19 protein-coding genes are annotated in these 21041 nt (G+C 62.4%); 14 read left to right on the top strand and 5 right to left on the bottom strand.

Going from position 1 to position 21041, the window contains the following annotated elements:
• Window positions 1–2 precede the first annotated feature (2 nt).
• Both NDI72_RS08195 and NDI72_RS08190 read right to left on the bottom strand, forming a co-directional pair.
• Window positions 3–1460, bottom strand: a complete 1458-nt coding sequence (locus tag NDI72_RS08195) for a metal-dependent hydrolase family protein (protein ID WP_206546950.1) — start codon at window positions 1458–1460, stop codon at window positions 3–5.
• A 50-nt stretch (window positions 1461–1510) separates the two neighbouring features.
• Window positions 1511–3055: a TolC family protein gene (locus NDI72_RS08190; protein WP_502888381.1), complete on the bottom strand. Its 1545-nt coding sequence runs from the start codon at window positions 3053–3055 to the stop codon at window positions 1511–1513.
• Window positions 3056–3495: 440 nt separating this feature from the next.
• On the opposite strand from NDI72_RS08190, the gene NDI72_RS08185 reads away from it, so the two are divergent.
• The 3 genes from NDI72_RS08185 (at window position 3496) to NDI72_RS08175 (ending at window position 6713) form a co-directional block, all read left to right on the top strand.
• The gene (locus NDI72_RS08185) at window positions 3496–4587 is read left to right on the top strand and encodes a calcium:cation antiporter (RefSeq protein WP_206544609.1); all 1092 of its coding nucleotides are present in this window, start codon (window positions 3496–3498) and stop codon (window positions 4585–4587) included.
• Between the two features lie 30 nt (window positions 4588–4617).
• Entirely contained in the window at window positions 4618–5748 is a 1131-nt protein-coding gene (locus NDI72_RS08180) for a transporter substrate-binding domain-containing protein (protein ID WP_224924715.1), read from the top strand.
• Window positions 5749–5813: 65 nt separating this feature from the next.
• Window positions 5814–6713, top strand: a complete 900-nt coding sequence (locus NDI72_RS08175) for an alpha/beta hydrolase (protein ID WP_283800169.1) — start codon at window positions 5814–5816, stop codon at window positions 6711–6713.
• Window positions 6714–6728: 15 nt separating this feature from the next.
• Here the strand turns inward: NDI72_RS08175 and NDI72_RS08170 are convergent, their stop codons facing one another.
• The gene (locus NDI72_RS08170) at window positions 6729–7640 is read right to left on the bottom strand and encodes a LysR family transcriptional regulator (RefSeq protein ID WP_206546952.1); all 912 of its coding nucleotides are present in this window, start codon (window positions 7638–7640) and stop codon (window positions 6729–6731) included.
• A gap of 126 nt (window positions 7641–7766) precedes the next feature.
• Here NDI72_RS08170 and NDI72_RS08165 point away from each other — a divergent pair, with 126 nt between their 5' ends.
• The 11 genes from NDI72_RS08165 (at window position 7767) to NDI72_RS08115 (ending at window position 18781) form a co-directional block, all read left to right on the top strand.
• The gene (locus tag NDI72_RS08165; protein WP_283800168.1) at window positions 7767–10073 is read left to right on the top strand and encodes a xanthine dehydrogenase family protein molybdopterin-binding subunit; all 2307 of its coding nucleotides are present in this window, start codon (window positions 7767–7769) and stop codon (window positions 10071–10073) included.
• On the top strand, window positions 10070–10621 hold the full coding sequence (locus tag NDI72_RS08160; RefSeq protein WP_206546953.1) for a 3-hydroxyanthranilate 3,4-dioxygenase: 552 nt from the start codon (window positions 10070–10072) through the stop codon (window positions 10619–10621). Before NDI72_RS08165 ends, NDI72_RS08160 begins: the two co-directional genes overlap by 4 nt.
• Before the next feature lie 36 nt (window positions 10622–10657).
• Window positions 10658–11821, top strand: a complete 1164-nt coding sequence (locus NDI72_RS08155; RefSeq protein WP_283800239.1) for an ABC transporter substrate-binding protein — start codon at window positions 10658–10660, stop codon at window positions 11819–11821.
• A 10-nt stretch (window positions 11822–11831) separates the two neighbouring features.
• Window positions 11832–12785 (top strand): MBL fold metallo-hydrolase, encoded by a 954-nt coding sequence (locus NDI72_RS08150; protein ID WP_283800167.1) that lies wholly within the window; start codon window positions 11832–11834, stop codon window positions 12783–12785.
• Between the two features lie 44 nt (window positions 12786–12829).
• On the top strand, window positions 12830–13999 hold the full coding sequence (locus NDI72_RS08145) for an ABC transporter substrate-binding protein (protein ID WP_206554323.1): 1170 nt from the start codon (window positions 12830–12832) through the stop codon (window positions 13997–13999).
• An 85-nt stretch (window positions 14000–14084) separates the two neighbouring features.
• Window positions 14085–14999 carry a branched-chain amino acid ABC transporter permease gene (locus NDI72_RS08140; protein WP_206546956.1) on the top strand — a complete coding sequence of 305 codons (915 nt, stop codon included), beginning with the start codon at window positions 14085–14087 and terminating at the stop codon, window positions 14997–14999.
• Window positions 15000–15019: 20 nt separating this feature from the next.
• Window positions 15020–16003 (top strand): branched-chain amino acid ABC transporter permease, encoded by a 984-nt coding sequence (locus NDI72_RS08135; protein WP_206546957.1) that lies wholly within the window; start codon window positions 15020–15022, stop codon window positions 16001–16003.
• On the top strand, window positions 16000–16758 hold the full coding sequence (locus NDI72_RS08130) for an ABC transporter ATP-binding protein (protein WP_206546958.1): 759 nt from the start codon (window positions 16000–16002) through the stop codon (window positions 16756–16758). Before NDI72_RS08135 ends, NDI72_RS08130 begins: the two co-directional genes overlap by 4 nt.
• On the top strand, window positions 16752–17453 hold the full coding sequence (locus NDI72_RS08125) for an ABC transporter ATP-binding protein (RefSeq protein ID WP_206546959.1): 702 nt from the start codon (window positions 16752–16754) through the stop codon (window positions 17451–17453). The genes NDI72_RS08130 and NDI72_RS08125 overlap by 7 nt, the downstream gene beginning before the upstream one ends.
• Window positions 17454–17507: 54 nt before the next feature.
• Window positions 17508–17978 (top strand): (2Fe-2S)-binding protein, encoded by a 471-nt coding sequence (locus NDI72_RS08120; protein WP_206546960.1) that lies wholly within the window; start codon window positions 17508–17510, stop codon window positions 17976–17978.
• The gene (locus NDI72_RS08115; RefSeq protein ID WP_283800166.1) at window positions 17975–18781 is read left to right on the top strand and encodes an FAD binding domain-containing protein; all 807 of its coding nucleotides are present in this window, start codon (window positions 17975–17977) and stop codon (window positions 18779–18781) included. Before NDI72_RS08120 ends, NDI72_RS08115 begins: the two co-directional genes overlap by 4 nt.
• 54 nt (window positions 18782–18835) lie before the next feature.
• Here NDI72_RS08115 and NDI72_RS08110 read toward each other — a convergent pair whose 3' ends face one another.
• Both NDI72_RS08110 and NDI72_RS08105 read right to left on the bottom strand, forming a co-directional pair.
• Entirely contained in the window at window positions 18836–19555 is a 720-nt protein-coding gene (locus NDI72_RS08110) for a response regulator transcription factor (protein WP_206546962.1), read from the bottom strand.
• On the bottom strand, window positions 19552–21012 hold the full coding sequence (locus tag NDI72_RS08105; RefSeq protein WP_283800165.1) for a sensor histidine kinase: 1461 nt from the start codon (window positions 21010–21012) through the stop codon (window positions 19552–19554). The genes NDI72_RS08110 and NDI72_RS08105 overlap by 4 nt, the downstream gene beginning before the upstream one ends.
• Window positions 21013–21041: the final 29 nt, after the last annotated feature.

Below are 21041 nucleotides of genomic sequence, written 5' to 3'. Positions count from 1 at the left end.
TCCTATGCTCCCAATGTATTTTTCTGGATGCGGCCATCCTTGATGATCAGCTTCATGCTGGTCTCGGGATCGGCGATCAGGTCGATGTTTTCCAGCGGATTGCCGTCGAGCAGCAGAAGATCGGCAAAGGCGTCGGCTTCAACGACGCCGAGCTTGCCGGAATAGGGGTTGCGCGGTCCCGACATCGCCAGCAGGTCGGCATTGCCGCTCGTCAGCATCCGCAAAACGTCGGCATTGTCATACCAGCGGGCGAACTTGGTCAGCTGCTTGCCCTGGCTGGCGGTCGCCTGCGGGTTGAACAGGATGTCGGTGCCCAGCGCCATCTTGACGTCGAACTTCTTGCCCAGCTCCACGGCGCGCACCGTGCCTTCGGCAATCAGCTTCTGCTGCTCGCGCTGCAGCGGATTGGGATACATGTTGGAATCTTCATCGGCGAGGAATGGCTGAATGGACCACCACGCGCCCATGTCGGCCATCTGGCGCGCTGCCTCTTCATCGGCAAGCTGCCCGTGCTCGATGGAGCGGACGCCGCCGGCCAGGGCGCGCTTGATGCCATTCGAGGTGTAGACATGGGCGCACACATAGGTGCCCCAGTCTTCAGCGGCCGTCACGGCCATGCGGATTTCTTCCTCGGTGAACTGAAGGCTGTCGAGCGGATCGTAAGCGGAGGCAACGCCGCCGCCCGCCATGATCTTGATCTGGCTCGCTCCGAGCATGAGCTGTTCGCGCACCCGGCGCAGAACTTCCGGCACGCCATCGGCGATCGCCGAAATGCCCGCTTCTTCCGCATGGCTCAGATTGGTCTGGGGCGAACGCGGCAGCTCGTAGAGCGGGCGGAAGTCGCCATGGCCCGAAGTCTGCGACACCATGGCGCCGCACGGGTAGATGCGCGGGCCGGGGATGCGGCTTTCATCAATCGCACGCTTGACAGAGAAGGAGGGGCCGCCCGCATCGCGAACCGAGGTGAAGCCGCGCATGACGGTGCGCTCCGCCTCTTCGGCCGCAACGAGATGCACATAGGGCACCTGCGCTGTCATCGCGGTCATCTGGGAAATGCCGGCAAGCATTGTGTGCCAGTGCGCGTCGATCATGCCGGGCATGATCGTGCGTCCGCCGCAATCGATGATTTCGGCATCGCTCACGGTGTCGTCCTGCGCTGGCAGGGCTGCGATGCGCGCGCCTTCGATCAGGATGGATTTGCCATCGATGAGCTGCGCCGAACGGCCATCGAAAATACGCACATTCTTGAGCAGGATCGGCTTTGGAGCCGGCTGCGCGAAGCTTGGCGAGGCAACGCCAAGAGCGGGCGCGGCCAGTGTTGCCGCGATGCCGCGCAGGACCGAGCGGCGCGACAGGCCCTTGTCGACACGCTGAAAAAGGCTGAGCGCTTCAGGACTGTGGCAGGCACAGTTCAGGCCGTGAACCAGGTGCCCGTATTTCTTTCCCAAACGAAGCCGCATCATATTCTCCTGGGCGAATGGATTGTGTTCCGGCGCAACAATGACCGGAACTAGCGAACCGCCTGTGACGGTGCGTTCTTGGAGGTCATGTTCCCGAGCGAGAAGGCGAGCGTGGAGGCCGCGATCAGCGAGGCGGCATGGGCGTCGGCCTGCGCCTGTCGCGCGTCCAGAAGCCCGGTCTCCGCCGTCGTCACATCGGTGATCGGCACCAGCCCGTTCTTGAAGGCCTCGAACGACGCGTTGTAGGTGACGCCGGCCGCATTGACGAGTTCGCTCGCAGCGCTGTGCGAAGCCAGCGCCGAGCGCAGCGTGTCGGAGGCGACGACAATCTCGCGGATGGCTGCGGTGCGCACCTGCTCATGGGTGGCGATGGCCGCCCTCGTTACCGACTGCGCCTGACGGCGCTGGTTGGCGCGCAGGCCACCATCATAGATCGGAACCGAAGCGCCGACGACGATGCCGGTCGAGGTGTTCTGAAGTCCGAGGCCCGGCAGGCTGCCGGCCTGAATGCGGCCATTGTTCGCGGCTGCCATCGCGCCGAGATAGACTTTTGGCATGAAGGCGGCGTCGGCGGCGCGGGCATTGGCCTCGCTGGCCTTCACCGCTGCGTAGCTTGCCAGAACGTCGGGCCGGCGGGCGAGCGCGGTCCTGACCAGTTCCTCTGTCGGCAGGGCGCGGGGGCGCGGCAGACGACGCGCCGCATCGCTGGCAATCTTGATGTTGGTGTGGGGCGAGAGGCCAACTGCGCCAAGCAGATCCTGATAGGAATCGCGCGCCGTGTCCTCGGCCTGCACGAGGCGGAAACCGGACTGGGCGACGATCTGTTTCGCCTGTGCGGTTTCGATCGTGGTGCCGACACCGTTCTTGTAGCGTGTGTTGGCGGCATCCTGCAGACGCCGGCTGTTGGTCAGCGTCTGCCGCGCGATCTGCAGGTTCCTGCTGGCCGCACCATACTGATAATAGGCGCGCGTGATGTTGTAGATCAGCGCCTGATGCGTGCCGTTGAAGCTCACGCTGGCTGCATAGGCGTTCTGCTTGGCGGCGTCGCGCCATGCCTGTCGTTCGCCGAAATCGAAGATCAGCCATTGCAGGGTGACGCTCGGAACCGCGCCGCTGACGGTCGTGTCGAGATAGGCTGTGCCGCCTGTCAGCGTGGGGATCGGCGTTGTCACCTCCTGCTGACCGGCGATGATGTTGGCCGTGATGACGGGCAGGAAGGTGGCCTCGACCATGCCCACGGCGGTGGCCGCCTGCCGCGCCTGCTCCCATGCAACGCGCGTCGCAGGGTTCAGCCGCTGCCCCATGTCGATCAGCTCGGGCAGCGTGTAGGCGTGGTCCCTGCGGATCTGAGGGGTGGACGATGCGGGAGAGCGCTGGTCGGCGCTGGAGATGGGGGAAGCCGCCTCCATATTTGCCGGCACAGAATAGTCGCCGCTCTTGCCTTCAGCATTCCACGCCTGGTCGGGCGCTGGCGAGGTCAGCTCGGACATCTCGGATACACAGGCTGCCGGTAAGGCGCTCAGGGCCAGTAGCAGGGCAAGCCTGGGGAGACGGGAAACAGTGACTCTTGTTGTTCGCGACACACAACGCCCCATTGCTACTCAAACCCGCAGCGGTCGCGCTGCACTTGCTTCCAGACTTAGGCCATCAATTCGACACCAAGATTACAGCGTTCCTGCAAAAAACGTGTCGGCGCCAATAGCATCTATTGGAGTTCTTTCGTTTCTGGAAGGCAAGGTCAAGACCGCCATTTTACTTCTTCTCACGCGTTTAGTCGTTTGGCGGCGCTCGCAAAATACGTGGCCATGGGGTGGTCATGGGCTGGATTCGCTGAAAACTTGCGAAAAAACAGGCCGAATTCGAATGAACAGCCCGAAGAACCATGTTTCCTGTGAACAGCTTTAAAAAATGCGCGGGTTTCATTCCCGCAGGGCACAGGATAATGCTTCGATGCGCATAATCGTAATATGGCTAACCGTTTGGCGTCAGGCCCCTCACATACGCTTCGATATTTATTGCTTGGAAGATTGGCGAAATGATTCGTAATCCAGCCTGGACACTCGCAGCGCCCATTGTGGCACTTGGCTTATCGTTCTTCATCGAACATCAGGCCGGTGAAACGACTTCAGTTTTTCTGTTACTCCTCGCTGCGCCGTTTCTGTTTCTGTCGGTTTTTTCCGCAGTCCATCATGCCGAGGTGATTGCCCATCGGGTTGGCCAGCCCTTCGGTTCGATCCTTCTGGCGCTGGCCGTGACGATTATCGAGGTGTCGCTGATCGTGTCCGTTCTTCTGGCCGATCCCGCGGGCGACAGTCCGGTGGCCCGCGATACCGTTTTTGCAGCCATCATGATCGTGTTGAACGGCATTGTCGGCGTCTGCCTGCTGGTCGGCGGCATTCGCTATCACGAGCAGGGCTTTCAGGGGCGCAGCGCCACGGCGGCTCTGGGCGTTCTGGGCACGCTGGCCGTGCTCGGTCTTGTGCTGCCGAACTTCACGGTCGGCGAGCCGGGGCCGGTTTATGCGCCGGCACAGCTTATCTTCGTCGCCGTCGTTTCGCTCAGCCTTTATGCGCTGTTCCTGTTCGTCCAGATGTTCAGCCATCGCGACGACTTTCTCGATATAGGAGAGCCCCAGGGACATGGGCACGATCATGCGCATGAGCCTCCGCCGCGCCGTATGCTCATATCCTCGCTTCTGGCGCTGCCTGTGTCGCTTGTCGCCGTTGTCATGCTCGCGGAAATCCTGGCCGATCCCGTGGGGGAGAAGATCGAACAGGCCGGCCTGCCCGACGCACTGGTTGGCGTGGTCATCGCCCTGATGGTGCTCATGCCCGAAGGCATTGCGTCCATCCGCGCGGCTGCACAGAACCGTCTCCAGACCAGCCTCAATCTGGCGCTCGGTTCGGCGCTCGCCAGCCTCTGTCTGACCATTCCTACCGTTGCGTTGATTTCGGTTTTTCAGGGCAAGACGCTGATCCTCGGTCTGGCGTCCGAGCACATGGTGCTTCTCGTGCTGACGCTCTTCACCAGCACGCTGTCGCTGGCGACCGGGCGAACCACGATCATGCAGGGCGGCATTCACCTGGTGATCTTCGCCGCCTTTATCACCATCTCGATCCTTCCCTGATTTTCCCCCTGATTTTCCGTGCACGCCACCATGACGAACCAGCAAACGCCACCTCGTAATCGCGGCCTTCTTCGCTTTTCCGCCATCTGGTTTCAGCGTCTGGCGCTGGCTGTCATCTGCGCCATGACCCTGGGTGTCGCAGCACCCGCCGCCGCACAGGACGAACCTTTGATCGTCGGGGTTCACGAAAGCCCGCCCTTCGTTTCCGAAGAGGAAGGGCGCTTCTCCGGCATGGCCATCGATCTCTGGGAGTATCTGGCCAAAGAACTGGAGCTGGAATATCGCTACGTGCCGTTCGACACGGTAAGCGAGATGGTCAATGCAACGGCCGCAGGCGAGTTGGATGTCGCCGTCACCAATCTCACGATCACCGAGACGCGCGCCGAACGCATCGAATTCACGCAGCCATGGTTCGATTCCGGTCTGCGCATCATGGTCAATGACAGTGGTTCGAACGGCTTGTGGGACCTGCTGCGGGGCCTGCGGGATTCAGGCTTCCTCACAGCCTATGCATGGCTTGGTTTCGTCGTTCTCGCCGCCACGTTTGGCTACACGCTCTTTGACCGGCATTTCGACAAATCATTTCCCAAACGCTGGCGCGACGGGCTGGCGGAGAGCTTTTACTCTGTCATGACGATTGCCACCTCGGGCAAGCCGCCTGCTCGCAAGAACCTGTTTGGCTGGTTCGGGCGTGTCTGGCAGGGCCTGTGGCTCGTCTTCGGTGTGATCGTCGTCGCATTCGTGACCTCTTCGGTAACCAGTGTGATGACCACCCTGTCCCTGCGTGGCGAAATTCACAGCGTTGCCGATCTCGGTGGCCGCGTTATCGCGGTTACGGACGGGAGCACGGCCGAGGAATTCGCACAGGCTGCGGGACTGGCTGTGGTGCCGTTCCCGAATATCTCCCGCTCCGCCGACGCTCTGCTCAGGGGGCATGTGGATGCGATCATCGGCGACAAGCCGGTGCTGGAGTATTTCGCCAACAACCACCCGGCAGCGCCTTTCTCGGTTGTCGGCGCGGTTTTCAATCCCGACAAATACGGCTTCGGCCTGCCGCCGCAGAGCCCGCTGCGCAAGCCGCTCACCGTCGAGGTGATCGGGGCCCGGGAGGACGGGACGATCCGCGAGCTTGCGGTGCAGTATTTCGGGAGCAATCCCTGAAGGGGTAGCCATATGCGGGCAGGCAGCCTCGCCTGCCTCGGGCTCAATCACGAAAGGTCAGACACATGATGACGACAAGCCCGTTCGCCGGCGAGGAAGCGCTGCCGAAGGACGTTCTCGATGTCGACTACAATGCGCGGGCATCCGTGTCTGAGCAGGCATTCGCCGACGAGATGGCGCGCTATCGCCGGCTGTCGGAGGAGGCCTGCGCCCCGCTCGCTGGTCTGCGCGACGTGGTTTACGACCAGACCAGCGGCGAGACCCTCGATATTTTCGGCGTGCGTGAGGGCGAGGCGCGGCCCGTCTTCCTTTTTGTGCATGGCGGCTACTGGCGCGCGCTTTCCAAGCAGGATTCAGGCTTCATGGCGTCGATGCTTGCGCAAAAGGGCATCGCCACTGCCGTCCTCGATTACACACTTGCCCCGGCCGTGAGCCTGAGCGAAATCGTGCGTCAGGTTCGTGCGGCGCTGGCGTTTCTGTGGCGGGAGGGAAAGGTCCACGGCGTCGATCCCGAACGCATCTTCGTGGGCGGCAGCTCGGCAGGCGGTCATCTGACGGGCGCACTGCTCTCGGCCGGCTGGCATGAGGAATTCGGCGTTCCGACAAATGTGATCAAGGGTGCGATGCCGGTGAGCGGGCTGTTCCACCTGGCCCCCATCGCACGGTCTTTTGTGCAGGAATGGATGTCGCTCACACCGCAGGAAGTGGCTGACCTCAGCCCTGCCGAGAACATTCCCGCGAGCGGCCCGCCCATCATCGTCGCCTATGCAGAAGGCGAGCCGGCGGGTTTTCGCCGGCAGTCGCGCGCCTATCATGAAATGTGGTCGGCAGCGGGACTGACCTCCACGCTGATGGAAGTCCCGGACCGCCACCATTTCGACGTGATCTCCGATCTGGCCAATGCGGATACCGATCTCGCCAGGGCGCTCGTTGCGATGATCGAAGGCAGCCCGGAGCGGTCCTGACCCTAGATCCCGACCCTAGCTCTGCTCGCGCGGTGTGAGCCTTTGCGCCATGCGCCGCACCACGCTTGCAAAGGCGGCTGTTGCCGGCGCGACGGAGCGGCCGCTGGCGTGGATCAGAACCACTTCGCGGGCGATGCTGGGATTGGTGAGTATCTTGCCGGTCACCTTGTGATGCTGCGCTGAAGCGAGCGCATAGGTGGGCAGAACGGCAACGCCGAGCCCGGCCTCCACCAGTGCCAGAGCCGTTGTCACCAGCGAAACCTCAAAGGCCGGTTTCAGCGGGAGGCGCACGGTCTCGAAACCGACCTCGACCAGCAGTCGAATGCCGCTGTCGCGTGTCAGCGTGATCAGGGGCTGCCCATCCAGATCAGCCCATTCCACAGTCGATTTTCCGGTGAAGGGACTGTCATAGGCGCAAAAAAGCATCAGATTGTCCCGCATCAAAACGGTCCGCTCAATGCCCGTCTCGCCCGGCGGAAATGTGCCAAGCCCACACTCGGCCTGGCCATTGAGCACACTTTCCACGATCTGCTCGGTGCCCACATCGACCAGCTCCAGCCTGATGCCGGGATGCTGCGCCTGAAACTCGGCAATCGCCTGCGGCAACACGACTGCCGCCAGCAGTGGCGGTGCGGCGATGCGGATGCGGCCCCGCTTGCGATCAGCAAGATCGCGCGCGTTCTGCACGGCGTGATCCAGATCTTCCAGAACCTTGCCAGACGCGCCCATGAACTCGCGTCCCGCGCTCGTCAGCTCCACGCGCCGGGTCGTTCTGTCAAACAGGCGCACGCCAAGCTCCAGCTCCAGATCCCGAACGGCCTGGGATAGTGCGGGCTGCGCCGAGCCGAGGCGTCGTGCTGCGGCGGAGAAGCTTCCCTCATTGGCAACGGCAAGAAAGCTTTCGATCTGTCTGATGGTGACCTTCATATGGCGTTCTTATAATGAAAACTGATAAATTAATACGATAAATCCAGATGGTCATATAGATGAATTCCATGTTTGCTTCTCGCCAACGAACGACGATCCACCAAGGATCGCGATGGGGAGCAGAGTTTGGATATCGGCGAGAACACCTCCGCACGAAAAGATGCATGGCTTGGCCGCAGCCTTCTGCGTGTCGAGGATATGCGCCTTGTGCGCGGTGGCGGCCAATATGTCGACGATCTCCTGCCCGAGGGCTGTCTTTTCCTGGAATTTGTCCGCAGCCCCTATCCATGCGGCGAGATCGTCGCGCTGGATGTTGAAGCGGCCCGGCGGGCGGAAGGCGTTGTCGCCGTTCTGACCGCTGACGACCTTGGTGATCTGGGCGCATCAGCGATTAATCTGGTACTGGCGGATATGGGCGCGCGCCCGCTGCGTCCACTGGCAAAGGGTGTTGTCGAGGCGACAGGTCAGGCTGTTGCCGCCATCATCGCAACGTCCCTTTCCGCTGCCCGTGACGCCGCCCAGAGCGTGTTTCTGGATGTGGAGCCGTCGGAGGGCGGCAGTGCAGCGGCAGAAGCCGAGATCTACGCACACCACCACACCGATGGCGATGTGGACGCGGCCTTTGAGCAGGCGGCGCACATTGTCACTGTGTCGGTGGAACACGCGCTGGTGGCTCCGACCGCGCTCGAGCCGCGCGCAACGCTTGCCGACTGGTCCCGGAACACGCTGACCGTCTGGGCTTCGACGCAGACCCCTTTCCGGGTGCGTGAGGATCTTGCGCGCATTCTCGACCTGCCTCTGGCGCAGGTGCGCGTTGTCGCGCCGGATGTTGGCGGTGCGTTCGGCGGGAAATCGTCGATCTATCCCGAAGATGTGGTTGTCGCCTGGGCAGCGCGGCATCTGAAGGCGCCGGTCAAATGGTGCGCCACCCGTGGTGAGGAATTGCTCGCCGCGACGCAGGGGCGTGGCGCGCGCAGCGAGGGCGAACTGGCCTTGTCCGCAGATGGCGTTCTGCTCGGGCTCCGGGCGCGGCTGGCGTTTCAGCTTGGTCACTGGATGCCCTACAGCGCCGCCATTCCCGGTCGCAATGCGAGCCGCATCCTTCCCGGCCCCTACCGGGTTCAGGCAATGGACATCGACCTGAAGGGCTATCGCGCCAACCGCGCCGCCGTTGGCATCTACCGGGGTGCAGGCCGTCCCGAGGCGGCAATGCTGCTGGAGCGCCTGATGGATGCTGCGGCAAAACGGCTGAAAATCGATCCGCTGGAACTGCGCCGCAGAAACGTGATCGACGCAAACTCCTTTCCTTATACGACGCCGACCGGCCAGACGCTCGATTCCGGCGATTACGGACAGCTCCTCGACAGGATGCGCAGCCATGCAGGCTATGAGGCCCTGCTTGCGCAGCGTGACGAACGGCGGGCTGCCGGTGAAGTCGTCGGTCTCGGTCTGGCGCTCTACATCGAACCCTGCGGGCAGGGCTGGGAAAGCGCGGATGTGAATTTCTGCCGCAACGGGATGTTTCAGGTCCTGACCGGGGCGAGCGCGCAGGGGCAGGGACGCGAGACGGCCTTCGCCCAGATCGCGGCCGACATGCTTCAGGTCTCGCCCGATCGCATCGCCGTCCGGCAGGGCGATACCGACGATCTTTCCGGCGGCATCGGCGCGCTGGCGAGCCGGGGCACGGCCATCGGCGGCAGCGCAGTCGTTCGCGCCTGCGAGATGTTACGGGGCCAGTTGACGGAGATCGCCGCCGGGCTTTTCCAGTGCGATCCGGAAATCCTGCTTTTCACCCGTGAGGGTATTTCGGCCGGTGTTGTGGGCGCTGCATCGATAAGCTGGAATGCCCTGGCCGATCATGTGGCGGGAGAAGCACCCGGTCCGGCCCTCAAGCCGCTTCTGACCGGTTCCGTCGTCTACCACGCCGAAGGCGAAGCGTGGAGCAGCGGTTGTTGCCTCGCGTTTGTGTCCATCAATCCGCGCACCGGCGCGCCGACCTTCGAGAAGCTCTCCTGGGTGGACGATGCCGGTCGCGTCGTCAATCCGATGCTTGTGCGCGGCCAGCTGGTCGGCGGCATGGCGCAGGGGCTTGGTGAGGCGCTGATGGAGCGCATTGTCTATGACGATGACGGCCAGCTTCTGACGGGATCCCTGATGGACTATGCCGTGCCCCGCGCCATCGACATCCCAGCCGTCGATATCGCAAAACTGGAGACCGTTTCTCCGGCCAACGCACTCGGTGCGAAAGGCGTGGGGGAGGCCGGCTGCATCGGGGCGCCAGCCGCGATCTTCAATGCGGTCTCGGATGCGGTCGCGCCGTTCGGTCCGCACAAGCTGCAGATGCCATTAACCAGCGAAACAATCTGGCGTGCCCTGCCGCAAGAATGGGCGCAGGCGCATCCACGGCAGCGGAAAAACGGGAGTTTGACATGACGACGAAAAGAAGACTGTCGGCTTTCAGTTTCTCAAAATGGATCGACGAACACGAACATCTTCTTCGCCCGCCGGTGGGCAACCAGCAGATCTGGGAAGACGCAGACATGATGGTGACGGTCGTTGGCGGCCCCAACAAACGCACCGACTATCATGACGATCCGGTGGAGGAGTTTTTCTACCAGCTGCGCGGCGACATGCTTTTGAAGGTCGTCGACAATGGCGAATTCCATGACGTGCCGATCCGCGAGGGGGAAATCTTTCTCCTGCCGCCGCATGTGCGTCATTCACCCCAACGTCCGCAGGAAGGCTCTGTCGGGCTGGTCGTAGAACCCAAGCGCCAGCCCGACGAACGCGACGCGTTCGAGTGGTATTGCTTCGAATGCCAGGCGCTCGTCAAACGCGTCGAGGTTTCACTCAAGAGCATTGTGCGTGACCTGCCGCCCATCTACGAGGCGTTCTACGCCGACGAGAAGGCGCGCATCTGTCCCAATTGCGGAACGGTTCATCCGGGCAAGGAGCCGCCTGCGAATTGGGTTCAACTCTAACCTCTCCTGCAAAGTGGAAACGATAAAATGAAAAACATGAAAGCAGGCTTGTTCGCGCTCGCCGGCCTCCTGGGGAGCGTGGTGACCGGTGGGGCTCAAGAACCGGTCAAGATCGGCATGATCACCACGCTCTCGGGGCCGGCGGGCTATCTGGGACAAGACGTCCGCGACGGTTTCGAGCTCGCGGTCAAGATGAATGACGGCAAGCTTGGCGACGTTCCGGTCGAGATCCTCGTTGAGGATGACGGACTGAAGCCCGGCAATGGTCGCCAGATCGCCGACCGCTTCCTGAACAATGAAGATGTGAAGCTCTTCACGGGCATCATCTTCTCCAATGTGGCGGGTGCGACCGTTCCCGATATCGTCGATGAGGGCGCGATCTTTGTCAGCCCGAATGCCGGGCCCTCGGAGTTCGCCGGCGCGGGCTGCCACCCCAACTATTTCGTGCTGTCCTGGCTGACCGACACGATGCAGGGCAGCGCCGGCAAGAACGCCAGCGACCTCGGCTATAAACGCGCCTTCGTGCTCGCACCCAACTACCAGGCTGGCAAGGACGCGATCACCGGTTTCAAGCGCTATTTCGACGGCGAGATCGTCGGCGAGATCTACACGCGCCTTGACCAGACCGACTTCGCCGCCGAGATGGCGCAGATCCGCGAAGTCGCGCCGGACGTGGTCTTCCAGTTCCAGCCCGGTGGTCTGGGCATCGCTTTCCTGCGCCAGTATCAGCAGTCGGGCCTGCTTGGCTCCATTCCGATGGTTGTCTCCGAGCCGTCGATGGATCACGCGATCCTGAAGGCTGTTGGCGACGCTGCCGAGGGCCTGAATGTTTCCGGCGCGTGGAACACCGATCTCGACAACCCGACCAATGCGGCCTTCGTGGCGCAGTTCGAGGAAACCTACGGCCGCACGCCCACCATGTATGCGGCGCAGGGCTATGACACGGCGCTCGCCTTCGCGTCGGCGCTCGGCAAGGTCGAGGGCGACATCAGCGATCTGGATGCGTTCCGGAGCGCCCTTCGCGAGACCGACTTCGAGACCACACGCGGTGCTTTCGAGTTCGGCGCAAACCAGCATCCGGTCCAGGACTGGTACGCGATGCGTGTTGAAAAGAACGATGCGGGTGAACTGGTTCTGAAGACGCGCAAGAAACTCATGTCTGCTCACGGCGATCCATTCGCCCAAGACTGCAGCTTCTGAGGCGCACGACATGCGGGTAATTCGGCAGAAACTTGAGGGCGTCGACATGGTTGTCGACCGTTTGGAATGCGGCCCGGTGCGGGTGACATGCATCCCCGACATCGCAAACATTGCGTGGCCGGCAAAAGCCATTTTCGGCGCATTGTCGTCCGACGCTCTGGCGGCTGCCGAAACCCGCGCTCCGTCCGGCACGGTCAACGCGTCGGACGGAACGGTGCGGCTGAGCTTCAACAGCTACCTGATCGAAACACCGGATTTCACCGCCCTGATCGACTGCGGTGTCGGCAACGACAAGGAGCGGCCCGACCGTCCGGCCTGGCATCGCCGCAGCGGCTCCTTTCTCGACGCGCTGTCGGCGCTCGGCGTTGCGCCGCAGCAGGTGGACATCGTCATCAACACGCATCTCCACGCAGATCATGTTGGCTGGAACACATGTCTGGTGGAGGGTGTCTGGCAGCCGACTTTCGCCTCCGCGCGCTACGTGGTGTGCGGGGCCGAACTTGACCATTGGTCGGCAATCGACCGTGAGAACGATGGCGTTGGCCCGGACGGTGTGGGAACGCTGCACGGCGCATTCGCCGACAGCATCGCTCCCATCGTGGAGACGGTCGGTTACGAAGCGGTCGCTGCGGACGCGGAGATTGCGCCGGGGCTTTGCTTCCAGCCGGCCCCCGGCCATTCACCGGGAATGGCTGCCGTCATTCTGTCGACCCCGCACGGCGACGTGATGTTTCCGGCCGATGCCATCCATCATCCGCTGCAGCTGGATGATGCGGCGGTCAGCTCGAACTTCTGTGAGAACCCGGAACAGGCCTGCAGCACCCGGCAGAGGCTTCTGGCCCAGGCTGCGGCAGGCAATGCTGTTCTCGCACCCTACCACTTTCCAGCCCCCGTTTTCGGTCGTCTGAAAACGGATGAGACGAGCTTCCGGTTCTGTCCCCTCGCGGTCGAGGACGTCAGCTAGCCGGCAACAACGCGCACAGCGCGGGAACCAGAGGAGAACGGGAAATGACATTGAGAAAGACCATTCTGGCCGGTGTGCTGGCTGCAGCCGCAGCGACCCCGCTGGCGGCGCAGGAGCCGGTCAAGATCGGCATGATCACCACGCTGTCCGGCCCGGCCGGTTATCTGGGGCAGGACATTCGCGACGGTTTCCAGCTGGCCATTGACGCAGAAGACGGCAAGCTCGGCGGTGTTCCGGTGGAACTGATGGTCGAGGATGACAGTCTGAAACCGGGCAATGGCCGCCAGATCGCGGATCGCTACCTCAACAATGAGGGCGTGAAGCTCTTCACGGGTATCGTCTTCTCCAACGTTGCCGGCGCCACCGTGCCGGACATTGTCGATGCAGGCGCTTTCTACATCAGCCCCAATGCCGCGCCGTCCAATTTCGCCGGCAAGGAATGCAACGAGAACTATTTCGTGGTGTCCTGGCAGAATGACAGCCTGCATGAAAGCGCGGGACAGAACGCGACCAATCTGGGCTACAAGACGGCCTTCGTACTGGCCCCCAACTATCAGGCCGGCAAGGACGCCATCTCCGGCTTCAAGCGGTTCTTCAAGGGCGATATCGTCGGTGAGGTCTATACCCGCCTCGACCAGACCGATTTCGCCGCCGAAATGGCGCAGATCCGCGACGCCGCGCCGGATGTCGTGTTCCAGTTCCATCCCGGTGGTCTGGGCATTGCGTTTCTGCGCCAGTATCAGCAGGCGGGCCTTCTCGAAACCGTGCCGATGGTGGTCGCCGAACCGTCCATGGATGCGGTTATCCTGAACGCGGTTGGCGATGCCGCCAAGGGCGTCAACGTGTCCAGCCACTGGAACACGGACTTCGAGAACAGCGCCAACGAAGCTTTCGTGGCTGCCTGGAAAGAAGCCTATGACCGTCCGCTCACCTATTATGCGAGCCAGGGTTACGATGCGGCGCGCGCCATTGCCGCGGCGCTGAAGGCGACGGGCGGTTCCGTCGACGATGCGGACGCGTTCCGCAACGCCATGCGCGAAGCAGCCTTCGAATCCGTGCGCGGCGATTTCGCCTTCGGTCCCAACCAGCATCCGGTTCAGGACTGGTTCTCTCTCAAGGTTGTCGATGGCGAGGATGGCAAGCCGGCACTCAAGACCGTGGGAACGGTCTTTGAGGATCACGGCGACGTCTATGCCGCCGAGTGCAGCCTTTAATCACACGCATATGGCGGTCGCGATGGCCTTTGCGCCGGAGCGGCCGCTTCCTTCCAATCTCTGAGCAACTGGCCAGCGAAACGCAATGACTCTGTTTCTCGAACAAGTTCTCAACGGTCTGCAACTCGGCGTAATGCTGTTTCTGATGGCCGCGGGACTGACCCTGATCTTCGGTATCATGGGTATCATCAATCTGGCGCATGGCTCGATCTACATGATCGGGGCCTATGCCGGAACCTATGTCGCCATGGAGACGGGCGTCTACTACGCCGGCATTCCGGCGGCGCTGGCCGCTGCGGCGCTGACGGGCGCGGCGATGGAATTCCTCGTCGTCAGGCGTCTCTACAAGCGCGATCACCTCGATCAGGTGCTGGCCACGTTCGCCCTGATCCTCATTTCCAACCAGGTGATCACGCTCATCTTCGGCAGACAGCCCCTGTTCGTGGGCCTGCCATCGGCGCTGAGCGGTTCGGTCGAGCTTCTGCCCGGCCTGTTCTATCCGAGCTATCGGCTCGCGATCATTGCCGTCGGTCTGCTCGTGGCGCTTGGTCTTTACCTGGTCATCAACCGCACACGCATCGGCATGCTGGTGCGGGCCGGTTCCACCAATCGTGACATGGTGCGCGCGCTGGGTGTCGATATCCGCATGCTCTACACGATCGTGTTCGGGCTGGGCGCGCTGCTGGCAGGCCTCGCCGGCTACATGGCCGGCCCGATCCTGGCGGTGCAGGTGGGAATGGGCGAGCAGATCCTCATCACGACCTTCGTCGTCGTGGTGATCGGCGGCGTCGGGTCGATCCGCGGCGCGTTCTTCGCCAGCCTCATCATCGGCGTCTTCGACACGATGCTCCGTGCCTATCTGCCGGGCTTCCTCAGGCAGATCATGGCGGGCTCCGAGGCCGATGCGCTGGGCGCGGGCCTCTCCTCGATGGGCATCTACCTTCTCATGGCGCTTGTTCTGCTTGTCAGGCCCAAGGGTCTCTTCCCGGCGCACTCGTAAGTTTCGGATTGATTATTTCGATGACACAATCATCAAGCAAAACTCTCCTGGGCATCGGCCTGCTGGCAGTGTTTCTGGCACTGCCGGTGATCGCCGACATGCTGGGGCAGCCGGCGCTCACCTCGCTGGCAACGCGGGTTCTGATCTACGGCATCGCCGCAGCCAGCCTGAACTTCATCCTCGGCTTCGGCGGCATGGTCAGCTTCGGGCACGCAGCCTTCTTCGGTGTCGGCGGCTATGTGGTCGGCATCCTTTATCAGCACTACGCATCGGGCGAACCGCTGTTCGGCTTCCTGCCGGGCACCAATCAGCTTCTGATCACCCTGCCTCTGGCCATTCTCGTCAGCGGGGCGGTCGCTGCGATCATCGGCGCGCTTTCGCTGCGCACCAGCGGCATTCAGTTCATCATGATCACGCTGGCCTTCGCGCAGATGCTGTTCTTCTTCTTCGTCTCGCTCAAGGCCTATGGCGGCGATGACGGGCTGATCATCCGCCGTGCAAACGAGGTTCCGGGGCTGAACATGCGTGACAAGCAGACCGTCTACTATGTCTGTCTGGCAATCGCCGTTCTGTTCTTCGCGCTTCTGACGCGGCTGGTGAACTCCCGCTTCGGCTACGTGCTTGCCGGCCTGCGGCAGAGCGAACAGCGCATGGCGGCCATCGGCCTGCACGCCTATCGCTACAAGCTGGTCGCCTTCGTGATCTCGGGCATGGGGGCCGGACTGGCCGGTGCGCTCATGGCCAACTTCATGCGCTTTGCCAGCCCGGACATGCTGCACTGGACAAAATCGGGCGAACTGATGGTGATGGTCATTCTCGGCGGGGTCGGAACCGTGTTTGGGCCGCTGATCGGCGCAGGCACGTTCATCGTGCTGGAAACGCTGCTCGCCTCGTGGACCGAGAACTGGCAGCTCGGCCTCGGCTTCATCCTGCTGTTCGTTGTCCTTTATACGCAGGGCGGCGTGCAGGCCTTGCTCCAGCGTGTTTTCGGGAGCCGCTCATGACCAGTTCCATCCTCAAGGTCGAGAACCTGCAGAAACGTTTTGGCGGTCTGACGGCCACCGACGATGTGAGCCTCACCGTGGAGCCGGGCGAAATCCATGCGCTGATCGGACCCAATGGTGCGGGCAAGACCACACTGATCTCGCAGCTCTTTGGCGAGCTGGCGCACGACGCTGGCCACATCAGCCTGAACGGTCAGAAGATCGACAGCCTGCCGACACCGGATCGCGTGGCGCGCGGGTTGGCCCGGACGTTTCAGATCACCTGCCTGTTGCCGGATTACACCGCGTTGCAGAATGTCTCCATCGCCTGCCAGGTGCAGAAGGGCCACAGCTTTCACTTTCTGGCGAGCGCCCGGCGCGACACCGATTTGCAGGAAGAAGCGGCAGTGCTTCTGCGCCGTGTCGGGCTGGAGGAGCGCGCCGGTGAGCTGGTGGCGAACCTCGCCCATGGCGAACGCAAGCAGCTCGAGCTCGCCGTGGCGCTTGCCACGAGGCCGCGCCTGCTCCTGTTGGATGAACCCATGGCCGGTCTTGGCCATGTGGAGAGCCAGCAGATGGTCGACCTGCTTTTGAGCCTGAAAGGACAGTTCAGCATGCTTCTGGTCGAGCACGACATGGATGCCGTGTTCGCGCTGGCCGACCGCATTTCCGTTCTTGTTTACGGGCGGATCATTGCCACCGGAAGCGCCGATGAAATCCGAAGCAATGCCGATGTGAAGACGGCCTATCTGGGCGAAGGAGACGAGCTATGCTGAGCGTTGAAGGGCTTCAGGCCGCCTATGGCGCAAGCAGGATCCTTTTCGATGTCGCACTGGAGATCGGAGAGGGGCAGGTCGTGACCCTGCTCGGTCGCAACGGCATGGGCAAGACGACCACGGTGCGCACCATCATGGGGCTTTTGCCGGCGCAGTCCGGCAAGGTGCAGCTTCGCGGCAGGGATGTTACCGCGGCCGCACCCGAAAAGGTCGCCCGCCTCGGTGTCGGGCTGGTGCCGGAATCGCGCCAGGTGTTCCCAACGCTCACCGTGCGGGAGAACCTTGTAGCGACGGCCAGCAACCGGCTGAAGCGCAACAATCCCTGGACGCTGCAGCGGGTCTACGAGATGTTCCCGCGTCTGCGCGAGCGGGCGGGGCAGTCTTCTGGAACCCTGTCGGGCGGTGAGCAGCAAATGCTGGTGATCGGGCGCGCGCTGATGACCAATCCGCATCTTCTCATCCTCGATGAGGCGACGGAGGGGCTCGCCCCCGTCATTCGCCGCGAGATCTGGCAATGTCTGGAGCGCCTCAAGGCTGAAGGCCAGTCGATCCTGCTGATCGACAAGAATGTCGAGGTGCTCAAGCGCCTTGCCGACCATCATTACGTTCTGGAAAAAGGACGTACGGTCTGGTCGGGCACAAGCGCCGATCTGGAGCGCGATTCAGAGTTGGTGCATCGCCATGTCGGCATCTGACGTCTGGTTTGTGTGCTGCAGATCGTCTGCGCTGAAGCGCCATGAGGTATGTCCATGACCTGCGTGACCATGCGCATCAATGGCGAGGCCGTGACCGAAGACATCGAAGACCGCACGCTGCTCGTGGATTTCCTGCGGGTGCGCAGACGCCTGACTGGAACGCATGTCGGGTGCGACACCAGCCAGTGCGGCGCGTGTGTGGTGCATGTCGATGGCGAGGCGATCAAATCCTGCGCCATGCTTGCCGTGCAGTGCGAGGGGCGGGAGGTGACCACCATTGAGGGGCTTGCCGAGGGCGAAAACCTGCACGCCATGCAGAAGGCGTTTCACGAATGCCATGCGCTTCAGTGTGGCTTCTGCACGCCGGGAATGATCCTGTCGGCGCTCGATATGGTGCGCCGTCATGGCGCGGCTTTGGATGAGGCGACCATTCGGCATGAGCTCGAAGGCAATATCTGCCGCTGCACCGGCTACGAGAACATCGTGAAGGCGATCCGCCAGGGCGCGCAGGAGATCTCTGCATGAACCCGTTCTGCTACAGGCGCGCTGAAAGCGTGGAGGCTGCGGCTGCATTTCTGGGCGAGGCCGATGAGGCGAGCCTGCTTGCCGGCGGGCAGACCCTGCTGCCGACGATGAAGCAGGGGCTGGCCGCGCCCGACATGCTGGTCGATCTGACAGGGATCAGCGCTCTGAAAAAGATCCGCATCGAGCCTGATGCGATCATTGTCGGGGCCATGTGCACCCATGCACAGGTGGCAGGCGCCGAGGCCGTTCGCAGACATGTTCCGGGCCTTGCCGCCCTTGCCGGAGAGATCGGCGATGCGCAGGTGCGCAATCGCGGAACGCTTGGCGGGTCCATCGCCAACAATGATCCGGCAGCCGATTATCCGGCTGCCTGTGTGGGGCTTGGCGCGACCGTTCTTACCGACCGGCGCGAAATCGGGGCAGACGCCTTTTTCCTGGGCCTGTTTGAGACTGCGCTTGAAGAGGGGGAGATCATCACCGGGGTGCGTTTTCCCCTTCAGCGTCGCTCCGCCTATCTGAAGTTTCGCAATCCTGCCTCCCGGTTTGCGATTGTCGGCGTCTTCGTGGCCGGTGTGCCAGGGAGTGTGCGCGTCGCCATCACCGGTGCCGGCCGCGATGGCGTGTTTCGCTGGTCTGCGGCAGAAGAGGCGCTCAATGAGCGCTTCCACCCGGAGGCGCTGGAGCGGCTCGCGCTGCCTCTGGATGACATGCTCTATGATATCCATGCCAGCGGCGAATACCGCGCCCATCTGGCGAAGGTTCTTGCCGGTGACGCTGTCGCGGAAATTTCAGGCGTGGCTTAGACGGGCCGGCCTCTGCACCAGAATATCCCACGTCGAAACTCTTTTGTCTGAATGCTAGCCGCGCGCTTCGCCGGGCTGGAGGCTCCCGATCTTTCCGGCTGCGCTGAAGGAATAGCCGACGCCGTAGACGGATTTTATCGGCGGGTCGATGTCGGTCTGGTCGAGGATCTTGCGTCGTAAGCGGCTCACCACCGCGTCGAGATGGCGGTTGTCGAACTGGGTCTGCCGCCGGGAGAGGATCCGGGCCAGTTCCTCGCGGGAGCGTGGCGTACCGGAATTCTCGATCAGTGCGCCGATGAAGGAATTCTCGGTCGCGGTGAGCTTTACCGAACTGCCATCGGGAGAAAGCAGGGTCCAGCTCACCGTATCGAGCACCCAGGTTCCTGTCTGCCCGTCATGTGCCTGGTTCTGGGGCAGGCGGCGCAGCAGGCTGTGAACCGCTGCGGTGATCTCGCGCAGGCTGCTGTGCTTGACGAGATAGATATCCGCGCCGCTGTCAAAGCCGCGCACCCGGCTTTCCGTGTCGCCATGCGCAGTCAGCATGATGATGCCGCAATCGAGCCTTGCCCGGATCATCTCCGCCAGATGGAAGCCGTCGCCGTCCGGCAGGGTTATGTCGAGGATCACAACGTCGGGCCGCGCCTGCACTTCAAGGGCTTTTTTCAGCTCACCGGCCGTTCCAACGCCGGCTGCGTCAAACCCCTGCAAGTGCATGTAGTCGATCAGGTCGCCCCTGAGGGCGTCTTCATCTTCGACGATCAGTATCCGGCTCATGCGGTTTTCTCCTCCCACCGCTCCGTATCGTTCATCGGCACCAGGCCGGGCATCGGCAGCATGACGGTTGCGACGGTGCCGCCGCCGCTGCGCGCTTTCAGGTTCACCGCGCCCCGGTGGTAGCCAAGCAATTGCCGGCATGTGTGAAGGCCAAGACCGTTGCCCGCCGTCTTCCCCGTGTTTGGGGCGCGAAAGAAGCGTCGTCCCACATGGCTGAGCGCTCCTTCGGGAATGCCGATGCCGCGATCGGACACCTCCATGATGAGAAGTTTGTTGCGCGCGGAAATGGCGATCTCGACCGGTTTGTCATCGGCTGAATATTTGAGCGCGTTGTCGATCAGGTTGACGATTACGGTGCGCAGCATCTCGACATCCGCCCAGTAATCGGAAACCGCCTCGACGGTCGTGAAGTGCAGTCGGTCGCCAAGACCAACCTGATCGAAATGCCGCTGGATGTCCTGTGTCAGTTCGCCGATGTCCAGCTGCTCGACCTTGAGCACGCCCTCGACCTGTCGTTCGGTCGACAAAAACCGGTCGATGAGCATGGTCATCCGGGAGACGGCGTCATCAATGCTCCTGAGGCGCTTGGTGACGGCCTCCGAGCGGCGCTTGAGCATCATCTCGAGCATCTCGCTGGCATAGCGGATGCCGGCCAGCGGGGTGCGGAATTCGTGGCTCACCATGCGAATGAGCTGTCGCTGCTCTTCGCGCGCGGCCTTTTCCGCATCAAGGCTCGCGGAAAGTTCGCCTTCAAGCCGCCGCCGTTCGGCAACCTCACGGGCGAGCGCCGAGTTCCTGTCGCGCAGGTCGTTTGAAAGGCGCATGCCGACCATGAACAGAAGGCAGATGAAAAAGCCGACAATGAACAGATGGCCCTGGAAAAAGTACCAGGCGTTCACATCGCTCAGCAGCGCGCCATGGGCGAAAGTGTCCGGGTACCAGTAGAGCAGGAAACTCTGCAGGAGGCTTGCGCCGACATATTCCCCCAGCAAAGCGATGGTGATCCAGCGCAGGAAGGGCGGCTGGGTGCGGTCCATGTAGAGGGTCTTGATCATGACCCCCATCATGACGACGGTGAAAGCCGTGGAGGCATGAATGCGCAGTTCGAGGCGCTCGGGCGCAAGCGCGACCGCCGTGACCCAGAAAACGAGATGCGCGGCCAGGCAAAAAACGCCGATCCTCAGGCATCTTGGCTGGCCGAGAAACCGGGCCATGCCATCGGCAAGCAGAACCAGCCCGATCTTGATCATCATGTTGTCGAGCACGATGCGCAGCGCCGAAGCCTCCTGACCGCGCTGAAGCAGGAGAAGCAGGCCGAGCGCGATGGCCACGAAGCCGGCGGCGATGACTTTCAGCTCATAGAGATGACGCCAGGACATCCACACGAGAACCCAGGCGATTGCCTGGAGTGTCGTCGTGCAGAATTCCAGCAGCAGCAGCGTCTTGAGGTCGAGCATGACCTTTGATGACGCAAGCTTTGGGCCGG

Source organism: Nitratireductor sp. GZWM139 (assembly GCF_030068685.1).
Classification (GTDB): domain Bacteria; phylum Pseudomonadota; class Alphaproteobacteria; order Rhizobiales; family Rhizobiaceae; genus Nitratireductor; species Nitratireductor aquimarinus.
The sequence above is the reverse complement of the archived record's forward strand: the minus strand, read 5'-3'. Positions and strand labels throughout refer to the sequence as shown.

What these genes read in the sequence shown, in the direction of transcription:
- NDI72_RS08195 (WP_206546950.1), bottom strand. Translation starts at nt 1,460, where the DNA reads ATGCGGCTTCGTTTGGGAAAGAAATACGGGCACCTGGTTCACGGCCTG.
- NDI72_RS08190 (WP_502888381.1), bottom strand. Translation starts at nt 3,055, where the DNA reads ATGGGGCGTTGTGTGTCGCGAACAACAAGAGTCACTGTTTCCCGTCTC.
- NDI72_RS08185 (WP_206544609.1), top strand. Translation starts at nt 3,496, where the DNA reads ATGATTCGTAATCCAGCCTGGACACTCGCAGCGCCCATTGTGGCACTT.
- NDI72_RS08180 (WP_224924715.1), top strand. Translation starts at nt 4,618, where the DNA reads ATGACGAACCAGCAAACGCCACCTCGTAATCGCGGCCTTCTTCGCTTT.
- NDI72_RS08175 (WP_283800169.1), top strand. Translation starts at nt 5,814, where the DNA reads ATGATGACGACAAGCCCGTTCGCCGGCGAGGAAGCGCTGCCGAAGGAC.
- NDI72_RS08170 (WP_206546952.1), bottom strand. Translation starts at nt 7,640, where the DNA reads ATGAAGGTCACCATCAGACAGATCGAAAGCTTTCTTGCCGTTGCCAAT.
- NDI72_RS08160 (WP_206546953.1), top strand. Translation starts at nt 10,070, where the DNA reads ATGACGACGAAAAGAAGACTGTCGGCTTTCAGTTTCTCAAAATGGATC.
- NDI72_RS08155 (WP_283800239.1), top strand. Translation starts at nt 10,658, where the DNA reads ATGAAAGCAGGCTTGTTCGCGCTCGCCGGCCTCCTGGGGAGCGTGGTG.
- NDI72_RS08150 (WP_283800167.1), top strand. Translation starts at nt 11,832, where the DNA reads ATGCGGGTAATTCGGCAGAAACTTGAGGGCGTCGACATGGTTGTCGAC.
- NDI72_RS08145 (WP_206554323.1), top strand. Translation starts at nt 12,830, where the DNA reads ATGACATTGAGAAAGACCATTCTGGCCGGTGTGCTGGCTGCAGCCGCA.
- NDI72_RS08140 (WP_206546956.1), top strand. Translation starts at nt 14,085, where the DNA reads ATGACTCTGTTTCTCGAACAAGTTCTCAACGGTCTGCAACTCGGCGTA.
- NDI72_RS08135 (WP_206546957.1), top strand. Translation starts at nt 15,020, where the DNA reads ATGACACAATCATCAAGCAAAACTCTCCTGGGCATCGGCCTGCTGGCA.
- NDI72_RS08130 (WP_206546958.1), top strand. Translation starts at nt 16,000, where the DNA reads ATGACCAGTTCCATCCTCAAGGTCGAGAACCTGCAGAAACGTTTTGGC.
- NDI72_RS08125 (WP_206546959.1), top strand. Translation starts at nt 16,752, where the DNA reads ATGCTGAGCGTTGAAGGGCTTCAGGCCGCCTATGGCGCAAGCAGGATC.
- NDI72_RS08120 (WP_206546960.1), top strand. Translation starts at nt 17,508, where the DNA reads ATGACCTGCGTGACCATGCGCATCAATGGCGAGGCCGTGACCGAAGAC.
- NDI72_RS08115 (WP_283800166.1), top strand. Translation starts at nt 17,975, where the DNA reads ATGAACCCGTTCTGCTACAGGCGCGCTGAAAGCGTGGAGGCTGCGGCT.
- NDI72_RS08110 (WP_206546962.1), bottom strand. Translation starts at nt 19,555, where the DNA reads ATGAGCCGGATACTGATCGTCGAAGATGAAGACGCCCTCAGGGGCGAC.
- NDI72_RS08105 (WP_283800165.1), bottom strand. Translation starts at nt 21,012, where the DNA reads ATGCTCGACCTCAAGACGCTGCTGCTGCTGGAATTCTGCACGACGACA.